The organism is Acinetobacter sp. L-24 (assembly GCF_056857555.1).
Genome location: NZ_JBSXNI010000008.1, coordinates 1 through 10,818 on the forward strand (window position 1 = coordinate 1; position 10,818 = coordinate 10,818).

12 protein-coding genes are annotated in these 10,818 nt (G+C 39.0%); 6 read left to right on the forward strand and 6 right to left on the reverse strand.

Going from position 1 to position 10,818, the window contains the following annotated elements:
* The coding region (locus AC13CK_RS00210; RefSeq protein WP_482830859.1) for an IS3 family transposase at nucleotides 1–123 on the forward strand (123 nt) is incomplete at its 5' end.
* 607 nt (nucleotides 124–730) lie between these two features.
* Here the strand turns inward: AC13CK_RS00210 and AC13CK_RS00215 are convergent.
* The 4 genes from AC13CK_RS00215 to AC13CK_RS00230 all read right to left on the reverse strand — a co-directional run bounded on the left by AC13CK_RS00215 (nucleotide 731) and on the right by AC13CK_RS00230 (nucleotide 3,810).
* A complete protein-coding gene (locus AC13CK_RS00215; RefSeq protein WP_180000629.1) occupies nucleotides 731–1,252 on the reverse strand; it encodes a hypothetical protein in 522 nt (173 codons plus the stop codon).
* 441 nt (nucleotides 1,253–1,693) lie between these two features.
* Nucleotides 1,694–1,978, reverse strand: coding sequence for a putative quinol monooxygenase (locus AC13CK_RS00220; RefSeq protein WP_482830852.1), 285 nt, complete (start codon nucleotides 1,976–1,978; stop codon nucleotides 1,694–1,696).
* 19 nt (nucleotides 1,979–1,997) lie between these two features.
* Nucleotides 1,998–2,996: a zinc-binding alcohol dehydrogenase family protein gene (locus AC13CK_RS00225; RefSeq protein ID WP_482830853.1), complete on the reverse strand. Its 999-nt coding sequence runs from the start codon at nucleotides 2,994–2,996 to the stop codon at nucleotides 1,998–2,000.
* 73 nt (nucleotides 2,997–3,069) lie between these two features.
* A complete protein-coding gene (locus AC13CK_RS00230; RefSeq protein ID WP_482830854.1) occupies nucleotides 3,070–3,810 on the reverse strand; it encodes an SDR family oxidoreductase in 741 nt (246 codons plus the stop codon).
* A 135-nt stretch (nucleotides 3,811–3,945) separates the two neighbouring features.
* On the opposite strand from AC13CK_RS00230, the gene AC13CK_RS00235 reads away from it, so the two are divergent.
* The gene (locus AC13CK_RS00235) at nucleotides 3,946–4,845 is read left to right on the forward strand and encodes a LysR family transcriptional regulator (protein WP_482830855.1); all 900 of its coding nucleotides are present in this window, start codon (nucleotides 3,946–3,948) and stop codon (nucleotides 4,843–4,845) included.
* A gap of 51 nt (nucleotides 4,846–4,896) precedes the next feature.
* On the opposite strand, the gene AC13CK_RS00240 is transcribed toward AC13CK_RS00235, so the two are convergent.
* Nucleotides 4,897–5,913 (reverse strand): zinc-dependent alcohol dehydrogenase family protein, encoded by a 1,017-nt coding sequence (locus AC13CK_RS00240; RefSeq protein WP_482830856.1) that lies wholly within the window; start codon nucleotides 5,911–5,913, stop codon nucleotides 4,897–4,899.
* Nucleotides 5,903–6,898: a zinc-dependent alcohol dehydrogenase family protein gene (locus AC13CK_RS00245; protein ID WP_482830857.1), complete on the reverse strand. Its 996-nt coding sequence runs from the start codon at nucleotides 6,896–6,898 to the stop codon at nucleotides 5,903–5,905. Before AC13CK_RS00245 ends, AC13CK_RS00240 begins: the two co-directional genes overlap by 11 nt.
* A gap of 467 nt (nucleotides 6,899–7,365) precedes the next feature.
* Here AC13CK_RS00245 and AC13CK_RS00250 point away from each other — a divergent pair, with 467 nt between their 5' ends.
* The 4 genes from AC13CK_RS00250 (at nucleotide 7,366) to AC13CK_RS00265 (ending at nucleotide 10,470) form a co-directional block, all read left to right on the forward strand.
* Nucleotides 7,366–7,641: a metal/formaldehyde-sensitive transcriptional repressor gene (locus AC13CK_RS00250; RefSeq protein ID WP_005105873.1), complete on the forward strand. Its 276-nt coding sequence runs from the start codon at nucleotides 7,366–7,368 to the stop codon at nucleotides 7,639–7,641.
* A gap of 21 nt (nucleotides 7,642–7,662) precedes the next feature.
* Nucleotides 7,663–8,775 carry an S-(hydroxymethyl)glutathione dehydrogenase/class III alcohol dehydrogenase gene (locus AC13CK_RS00255; RefSeq protein ID WP_482830858.1) on the forward strand — a complete coding sequence of 371 codons (1,113 nt, stop codon included), beginning with the start codon at nucleotides 7,663–7,665 and terminating at the stop codon, nucleotides 8,773–8,775.
* A gap of 228 nt (nucleotides 8,776–9,003) precedes the next feature.
* Nucleotides 9,004–9,834: an S-formylglutathione hydrolase gene (fghA, locus tag AC13CK_RS00260; RefSeq protein ID WP_286831849.1), complete on the forward strand. Its 831-nt coding sequence runs from the start codon at nucleotides 9,004–9,006 to the stop codon at nucleotides 9,832–9,834.
* Nucleotides 9,835–10,167: 333 nt separating this feature from the next.
* Nucleotides 10,168–10,470, forward strand: coding sequence for a putative quinol monooxygenase (locus tag AC13CK_RS00265; RefSeq protein WP_000920558.1), 303 nt, complete (start codon nucleotides 10,168–10,170; stop codon nucleotides 10,468–10,470).
* Nucleotides 10,471–10,818 lie beyond the last annotated feature (348 nt).

Below are 10,818 nucleotides of genomic sequence, written 5' to 3' on the forward strand. Positions count from 1 at the left end.
AGGTCTGATATCTTTGAATATATTGAGATGTTCTACAATTCAAAACGCAGACATGGTTCCAATGGTCAGCGTTCTCCATTAGATTATGAAAAGGCCCATCAAAAGATGGTTAGGTGTGTCTAGAATTTTGGTGGCTATTCATAGTATACCTATAAATACATTAGTGATACTAAAAAGCTCTAAATAGATAGAGAATATATGTAACTAAGCTATTTTAATAAATAGTATTTTTTATCATTACTAAGTTAAATTTTATAAAATATTTTTAATTGTTTGATTCTTGGAATAAAAAACCCCGGCATCTTGCCGGGGTTTTTCGTATTGGTTCGCTCGGTATAACTCCTGTCGTACCTTAAAGTCCTTGTGCTTATCTCTTATTATTCTTGTATGGAACTTCCTGTTCCCGATGAGTTCATCATAGGAAAATTCCACTGTCCCAGGTAGCCGCAAAGGGCCGAGATTTATGTACGCCAGAGCGTACAAAATAGCCTAAATTTTATCCACAGCAATTGGGGATAGTTTCGCAACCTGGATCCGTATGAAATGGGCACTGATTGCCAAATTGATCGTTTTTTAACCGAATTTACTGGCAAAATGTTACAGATTTGCTTAAAAACTCACCAACTTATTACAAAAGCCAATTTCTGGTGGTTTCTTAGTCATGACTAAAATTTTAAGTTGTTGATATTTATGTTAATATACAAGTGTACTTCGTATAATATCCATTATGTTAAATACCCTCATTCCAAGCTTTATCTAAGCTTTTCAAATTATTGTATGCTTCTTCAAAATCACTTAATTTAAATGTTAAAACAGGAGATGAAAAAGGTTGTTCCCAAACTACTGATGTTACAAGGTCATGCATATTGTTCCATGCTACCCCAAATCGAATCCATTGAACTTCTGATTCAGTCACCATCTGTTCAATCATAATTACATTACAGACAAGATCTAAATCATCAGAACAAATTAAAATTGGTATGACAGTGGATACTGCACCATATTCAGAAGTTTCAGGTTTTAATAGTTTCCATGCATTACTCAAAGGAACGCTATTTTCAAAGTCATATAGCCAACCATGTGCTGGAACGGAAGAGTTTGCATCCTTAAAACTAGTGTTTTTACTTATCCATATATTTAATGGAAGCCCATCAATAGCAAAAATAGGAAATGGTTTAGTGTTTCCATTTCCATCCTGAATACATCCTTTGACAGGGTGTTCATTTAATAATATTGCCGAAATAACGTTCATATATTTTATTTAAATACTTTAAAGATTTCCTAAAATTAACATAATACACCTTATACGAAATGCGTTATAATTCTCTTGAAAATTCAACGCTGTAGTTCCTAGTTGATAGCCCGAACATCCCTGTTCGGGCTTTTTTTATGTTTTTTCTTGTTCCACGCTTAATTATTGAGCAATGTTCCACGGTTTTATGTAGTCTTATTTAACCCTAAAGCAGAAACAATGTCCCGATAAAAGAAGAATAAACGTCCAAGTAATTATTGATTTTGGAAAACCCATAAAGTTTTAATTTTCTAAAATTAATCTGAGACTTGATAAAAACCTCCAATAATGAAGGTTTTTATCAATGACAACTTATGTGTCGTGTGACGGTCACTTATCATATTTTATAATTTTTTATTTTTGTGTTTTTAGAGTATACTTCATCATAACGTCCGAATACAGCTATATTTTTTTGATTTCTACAATATCACTTGATTCAATGAGCGATTGGATATTATCAAATAAACTTTGAATATAATCAGACGCTACATGGATATCTAAATCCTCCCTGCTACGCCATTCTTCTAAGAAAAAATATCTACTCGAGTCATTTTCGCTAATATAAAGCTCATATTTCAAGTATCCTTCTTCGTTAAGTGTAGGCTCTATTACACTTTTTAAAAGCGCTTCTAACGTCTCTTTTTGATCTGACTTTGCCTTAAAGTTCGCAATTATTGAAATAGTCATTATTTCACCTTTAATTTGTTTAGAAGTTTTCTAGTACAATTTTGCCTTTTGACTTGCCTGATTCAAGCAACTTATGCGCCTTCTCCAAGTTTGCAGCGTTAATTTTGCCTAGATTTTGGTTGAGGGTACTTCTAATTTTTTGCTGGTCAACTAATTGGGCAACCTGTTGCAATAGATTACCTTGCTTTTCAATATCATCGGTTTCATACATTGAACGAGTGAACATTAACTCCCAATGGATAGAAATAGATTTAGTCTTAAACGGCATAATATCAAATGTTTGTGGATCATCGATCAATCCAAGCTTGCCTTGTGGTGCAATCAGAGAAACTATTTGCTGGATATATGTTTCTGTATGATTTGTAGAGAATACGTATTTTGGTTTTGCAATGCCTAGTATCTCGATTTGTGCATTTAAATCTTTGCTATGATCAATGACATGGTCGGCACCAAGTGATTCCACCCAAGATTTCGTTTCTTCACGTGAAGCTGTTGCTATAACGGTCAGATTTGTTTTTGCTTTTAGGAGTTGGATAGCGATTGATCCTACACCACCTGCACCACCAATAATTAAAATACTGCCAACTTCTGTTTCTGAAATTTGAAACCGATCAAACAGCATTTCCCATGCCGTGATAGCAGTTAATGGCAATGCTGCTGCTTCTGCATTAGATACTGTAATGGGTTTAAGACTGATAATTCGTTCATCGACTGCTTGAAACTCAGCATTACTACCATCTCGGGTTAAATCGCCAGCATACCAAACAGAATCTCCTACTTTAAACGAGGTAACTTTTGAGCCAACTTCAATAATTTCCCCAACGGCATCCCAACCTAAAATACGATTATTTGCTTCAGACGAATTTTTTCTCACTTTGGTATCAACTGGATTCACAGAGATTGCCTGAACTTTTACCAGTACATCACGCTCCTTAAGTGTAGGCTTCGCTTTTTCAATATCTACCAATGAATTTTTAAAATCATCATGATTATTTATAACATACGATACGGCTTTCATAGATTTGTCCACAACTTTAAAAAAATAGAGTAAAAATGGAAGCGAAGTGCTCCCATTTTATGTTATTCAATAATTAAAACTCTTGGCTCGTTGGGCGCAAAACAATTTCATTAATATCTACATCCGCAGGCTGTTCAATTGCATAAGCAATTGCTCGAGCGACTGAGTCAGCTGGTATGGCTTGTCTGTAGAAATCAGTAACAAACTCTGAACTTTCTTTATGAGAAGAACCAAATTTTAGTTCTGACTCAACTGCACCAGGCTCAATAGTCGTCGTTCTAATTGTTCCCCCAACCTCATGACGAAGGCCTTCAGAGATGGCTCTTACAGCAAACTTAGTACCGCTATAAACAGTACCTCCTGGACTAAATACTTTTATCCCTGCAACAGATGCGAGATTAATAAAGTGTCCAAAGTTTTGTTTTTGGAAAACAGGTAGGGTAGCTGCTATACCATAAAGAACACCTTTAATATTAATGTCGATCATACGATCCCATTCATCAACTTTTAGCTCACTTAATGGTGCAATAGACATTAATCCAGCATTGTTTACCAATACATCGATTTGACCAAATGCGCTTAATGCCTTTTCAATAAGTGCTTGTACTTCATGTGGTTTGGTTATATCCATACCAATAAATTCAGCTTGACCACCTTCAGCACGAATGTCGTGAACAATAGCCTGTAATTTTTCAGTACGTCTAGCACCAAGTACAACCTTTGCACCTTTTTTAGCAAGTAAGCGAGCAGTAGCTTCACCTAAACCACTACTTGCACCAGTGATCACAACAACTTTATTTTCGATATTATTCATACAAGTAACCTTCAACCTATCTGTCAATCATATTCGATGGATTAAGTATTGCAGCCTTGTTATGTATAATAAATGAATAATATTATCTTTCAGAATTCCTATTTACAGAATAATTACCAGAACACAGGGTTGGACATGCAGAACAAATTGGAAATGATGCGTATCTTTTGTGTCGCAGCAGAGTCTCGAAATTTTAAAGAGGCAGCCACTCAGCTCGGTATTTCCCCGCAGCTAGTAACACGGGCAATAAAAGAGCTAGAAGAGCAGCGCGGAGAGATTCTGTTCTACAGGAGTACTCGACAAATTAAAATTACCGCTGATGGTGAGCGTCTGGCAAAGCAAGCACGTCTTGCGGTGGGATCGATCGATGCTTTGTTTGTAAAAGACACCAAGGAAAAACGAGATGAAATGCGTGGGACTGTCCGTCTTACTGTGTCGTCTGTGTTAGGGCGTAAATTGGTAGTACCTGCACTAGCAGAATTTGCCACACGTTATCCAGATATTGTCGTGGATTGTGTGCTAACAGATTCACACTCGGATGTGATCGATGAGCGGATAGATATCGGGATCAGATTTGGATTTTTGCCGGACAATCGATATGTGGCAAGGGAATTGGCGAAAGTGAACTTTTATTCTGTGGGTACGCCAGAGTTAATTGATAAGGTCGGAATGCCTAAAAAAATTATTGACCTTGATAAATACCCTCTAACAGCACTATTCGATCATAAAACAGGGCGTTACTGGCCATGGACATTCACCGAAAGTCGAAGCTTCACGCCATCAAAGCCTCGTTTTATTACAGATGATCTAGAAGCTGAATTTCAAGCTATTCTCGCTGGAGTTGGATTCGGACACATGCCTGGATTTCTAGTTTTGCCGTGGCTTAGGAGTGGTAAGCTCATTCAGATACTTCATGAGGAAACCTCTCCCGTTTGGCGCCTGTATTTATATCGTCCACAGCGGGGCCCGACACCTTTGCGAATCCGAACATTGTTTGATTACTTAGCGGAAGTGCTGGGCCATATAGAAAACTGAATCAACTGGAATTAACCTTTTTTTCTAGAAAGTAGAAATCAGATAAGACCATCATCTATTTAGAGTAACTACAATTTTTCCTATTTGCTGATTTGATTCAAGATAGCGCTGAGCGTCATGCATGTCCTCAAAGTTAAAGCAACAGTCGATCACTGGACGAAGATATCCTGCACCTATACTGCTAAGAATAAATCGTCTGGCTTGCTCCCTTAGAACAGGGTCATGCAGAACCTCAAGGAACAAAAAACCTCGCATGGTTAAGCTCTTGCGTAATGCAACTTTAAGGGGGAATGGTGTGATCTCCGGGCTAAGTGCACCATGCATAACCATCGTTCCTCCTACCGACATCGCTTTTGCAATCTGTTCAATATGCGGCCCTCCTACAGCATCGAAGGCGACATCAAGATATTCTCCACCCAAACGTGAAACAAGCGCCTCATACAAATCTGGTTCATCTTCACTGGCTATAACATTTTTAACACCGAGATCCAGTAAACGTTGCTTTTTCTCTATCGTTTGTGTACTTGCAATGACCTTAGCACCCGCTGCTTCAGCGATCTGTATCGCAGCTAGTCCTACACTGCTTGAAGCTGCTGTGATCAAGATCGTTTTTCCTTTCGAAACGCCACCAGCATGGATTACACCACCCCAAGCCGTCAAATACTGCATCCAGATTGAAGAAGCTTCTTCCCAGCTTAAACTATCGGGTTTGTGAACTAAAAAAGTTTCTGGTATCAGAAGCTTGTCCGCATATGTCCCATATTTGGCTAGATTGTCAGTCGGAAGAATCGATACTGCATCTCCTGGAGAAAATTGGCGTACACCTTCACCTATTGCCAGAACTATGCCTGCTCCCTCATATCCCAGACGAGAAGGGAATACTGCCTTTTGAATATAAGTACCACGCCGAAACATCACATCAGCCCGGTTGAGTCCGATCGTTTTCATCTGGATTAGAACTTCTCCTGCTGCTGGTAAAGCAACAGGAAGTGTTTCTAATGTCAGAACATCTGTATCTCCAATACTATTGAAGCGCCAAGTCTTGGCCTGAAGTGCGTTAAATGACATCAATCACGACCTTAATATTGGCAGAGCGATCTTGAACAGCATCATGAGCCTCAATCGCTTGGTCTAGTGTAAAATGACGAGGATCAACAATAGGACGCAGTTTACCTTCCTCAACGAGACGAGTCGCGATCTTAAGGATATCACCATGATGAGCACGGCGATTGCCTGTTAACATCGGCATTAGGACGAATACGCCAGACACTGTGGCACACCGTAGAGATGAACTCGCTAAATTATGATTACCAAATGCAGCACAGCTGGTAATGTGGCCATAGTGAGTTGTCATGGAAAGTGAAGCTTCGAGTACTGGACCACCCACAGTGTCGTAAACAATGTTAAAACCTTGACCCTGAGGGCTTGCAGCAATAATGTCATCGGAAGATGCTGTTGTGTAATCGAGAGGTGTTGCACCGAGTTCTGAAATCAGTGATTGATCAGCTGTACGACCAGTCGCCCAAACATTTGCATCAAGTGCTTTTGCAAGCTGAACCACCATATAACCAACGCCACCAGCACCACCCTGAACCAGTACAGTTTGCCCTGGTTGGACTTTCGCATTATCCACTAAACCTTCCCAAGCGGTGAGGAACGTCAATGGTAGTACTGCTGCCTCGCGCATAGAGATATTCCGTGGCTTTAATGCGATCAGATCAGCATCTACGACAACATATTCTGCTAAAGATCCTTGAAGACCACGAACGCCACCAATCAGACCGTAAACTTCATCTCCGACGTTGAAGTGAGTGACACCTTCACCAACAGCAGTGACAACCCCAGCCATATCCGTTCCCAACACGGCAGGAAGCTCTGGCATAGCATAGGGTGCTTCACCAAGACGAATTTTATAATCAATAGGGTTTACACCACTAGCATGAATACGTACCAGAACTTGCCCAGCCTCAGGGTGAGGTATAGGGAGTTCTACACGTGTAAATTCATGATCACCAAAATTTTCTAGGATAAGAGCATTCATCATCTTATTCATAATTGTTCCTTATTTTTAACTGGGGGATGATGTGCACAGTACCAAAGTAAATTAATCCAATAAATGATATTTATAGGATTTAATAATTCCTAAATAATGAATAATAAATATCATCCGCTCACTAAAGATATTCTAGTACAGTCTGTAAAGGCAGTTTAATCTAAACTGTCGGTAGTATTTTCAAGGCTTGAAACGTTCAAAATATCTACAAAGTGGCTAAAATTTGAAACATAATTCTAAAAGGTCACAGCATTACAAAGAACATGAGACAAAATAAAAAATGGGAGCTAAAAGTCCCATTTTTTTTGTGACTTTCGCATAAGCTCTATGATGTTAATTTAAAAAAACTAAAAACAGGGATAGAAAATTTTCGCTAAAGATCTTTTTAATTTTCGATTTATAAAAAATATTGCCTTTTTTATACTATGGGGTACTATAGTATAAATGCTAGCAAATAAGGAGGTTTGATGCCTAATCAGGTTGACGACAAAAAAAAGATTCTTCTACGCGTCAGAAAGATCAAAGGTCAGACGCAAGCGATTGAAAAAGCGTTAGAAGATAATGTGGAATGTGGTGCAATTCTGCAACAAATATGCTCTGTGCGTGGTGCTATTAATGGTTTGATGAATGAAATGTTGGAGGTTCATTTAAAGGACACATTAGTATCAGGTGAAACCACAGAACAACAACGAAAAGAAGAATTGGCTGAAATCGCCAAGATTCTAAAATCATATTTAAAGTAGATCTGTATAAGGAATTATTCCATGAAGTCACGTGCTGCTGTTGCGTTTGGTCCTGGTCAACCTCTTCAAATTGTTGAAGTTGATGTTGCACCACCGAAGAAAGGTGAAGTATTAATTAAGATCTCCCATACCGGTGTGTGTCATACAGACGCATTTACTTTGTCTGGCGATGATCCTGAAGGTGTTTTTCCCGCTATTCTCGGGCATGAAGGTGCTGGCGTTGTAGTTGAGGTTGGTGAAGGCGTGACTAGCGTCAAACCAGGTGATCATGTAATTCCACTTTACACCGCTGAATGTGGCGAGTGCGTATTCTGTAAATCTGGAAAATCGAACTTGTGTATTTCCGTTCGCGAAACTCAAGGTAGAGGCGTAATGCCAGATGGCACCACTCGTTTTTCCTACAATGGTCAACCGATTTTCCACTATATGGGCTGCTCAACGTTCAGTGAATACACGGTAGTGGCAGAAGTATCATTGGCTAAAATCAATCCTGAAGCCAATCACGAACATGTCTGCTTACTGGGTTGTGGGGTAACAACGGGTATCGGTGCAGTACACAACACGGCTAAAGTACAAGAAGGTGATAGTGTTGCGGTCTTTGGTTTAGGTGGTATTGGTCTAGCAGTCGTACAAGCCGCACGTCAAGCTAAAGCAGGGCGTATTATTGTGGTTGACATGAATCCAGATAAATTTGCGCTGGCAAAAGAGTTTGGTGCAACGGACTTCTTGAACCCTAAAGATTACGATAAACCAATCCAGCAAGTCATTGTCGAAATGACTGGCTGGGGTGTAGATCATTCATTTGAGTGTATTGGTAACGTGAATGTGATGCGTGCAGCCCTTGAAAGTGCACACCGTGGCTGGGGACAATCCGTAATTATTGGTGTAGCTGGCGCAGGTCAAGAAATCTCTACCCGTCCATTCCAACTGGTTACTGGTCGTAGATGGTTAGGTTCTGCCTTTGGTGGCGTAAAAGGTCGTACGCAACTTCCAGGAATGGTTGAAGATGCCATGAAAGGCAAAATTCAATTAGAACCATTTGTGACACATACGATGGGCTTGGATCAGATCAATGAAGCCTTTGATCTAATGCATGAAGGTAAGTCAATTCGTACTGTAATTCATTACGAATAATTCCGTCAGGCCTTATACTTTTCCATGCATGTGAATCATGATTGACATGCATGGAATCCTCTAAAACGGCACATCATCTGTAAAATAGATCTATCTATGTATCCATCATGTATAGGTTCAACAAACCTGCCTACATTTTAAATCTTTATCACTATTCTCTGTGGAGAATGTCAGACTCTTTGTTTACTCGATTTCTCATGAAGTCTTGCTCAACATAGGTAATTGATTATGGAAATAATTGAGAAACATGCTTCTTTTGGTGGATCGCAAGAAGTGTATCGCCATCAGTCAATAGCATTAAACTGTTCAATGAAATTCTCAATATATCTGCCACCTCATGACAAAGATGAGCGGTTGCCAGTTTTATATTGGTTATCAGGACTGACTTGCAACGAACAGAACTTTATTACTAAAGCCGGAGCACAAAAGTATGCGGCTGAACATAAAGTCATAATTGTTGTACCAGATACCAGTCCACGTGGAGAGGATGTACCAGATCATGCAGATTATGATTTAGGCCAAGGCGCAGGATTCTATGTGAATGCAACACAAGCACCCTGGTCACAGCATTTCATAATGTATGATTATATTGTGGAAGAGCTCAGAAATCTGATTGACCTGAATTTTCCGACCAATCAAGTCCAAAGCATTATGGGGCATAGCATGGGCGGTCATGGTGCATTAGTAATTGGTTTAAAAAACCCTGAGCTGTATAAAAGTATTTCTGCTTTTGCACCAATTGTTGCACCTAGCCAAGTACCTTGGGGGAAAAAGGCTTTCACACACTACCTAGGTGAAACCGAAACTTTATGGAAAAGCTATGATGCGATTGAATTAATCAAAAACGCTGAAGTTCATTTACCTATTTTAGTCGATCAGGGAACAGCTGATGATTTTCTTGAAGAACAGTTAAGGCCTAAGCTGCTTAGTGATATTTGTTTGGAACAAGAATATCCTCTTACACTTAACCTAAGAGAAGGGTATGACCATAGCTATTACTTCATTGCGAGCTTTATAGAGAAACATATAGAGTTTCACAGCAAATTCCTAGCTAAATAACTTTCATAGATATGAGGATGTACATGTTGTTCTTGAATGCTTCTTGAGCAATATAATTTCCAGATGAAGAGGTCAGCTTATAAATCTAAGGGCGAATCAATTGATCCTTATATAACTAAGATTGAATTTAATCATCTCATATCTTAATTTTCTGATTCAAATGTTAATGGTATTAACTTGAATAAATTCATAGCATTATGCCGAAATAAAAAACCAGATTTTGGCTCAGCTATGGGAATTTTTTTTAACTTTTACACAACAAAACTTTCTGACATGCATACATTAGCAATGTCAGAATCAGTTTGAATTCTAATCAATTGTGGAGTTTTAGTCATGCTTAAAACAGCTTTATATGTCCGTCTTGAAGCTAAACCGGGTAAAGAAGATGAAGTGGAAGCTTTCCTTAAAGCCGGTTTACCTATTGTAATGGAAGAACCTGCGACAGTTGCGTGGTTTGGCTTACGTCTTGGACCTACAACATTTGGTATATTTGATGCATTTCCTGATGAGGCGGGTCGCCAAGCGCATTTATCTGGCAAGGTTGCAGCTGCGTTGATGGCTCAGGCCGAAGAGCTATTTTCAGAGCCACCGTCTATTGAAAAAGTAGATGTTTTGGCAAGTAAACTACCAGCTTAAACCGACGCTTAAATGTATGAGTGTGCTGCCTGAAATTTTGAATGAAAGGCAGCACTTCAACCCTGTGAGGTTTGTCAGAGGCTTTTTATTCAAGTTGGCTACTTTATTTATTGGCTTAATCTCATCATTTAAATGGGTCAATATCCAGAACAGGGCAAGGTAAATAAACGAATGCAACTATTTACATGCTTTATATTGAACCAATCTATCTAGGGTGTGTTGACACTTTTAGCTTAAAAAAATAGCGAAGTAGTAAAATCAAATCGCCAAACCCAATTTTACTATTCGCTATGCCTCGTACCATGCTGACAGATCAACACTGGCAAAAGTTGAAAGTTATTCTGCGTA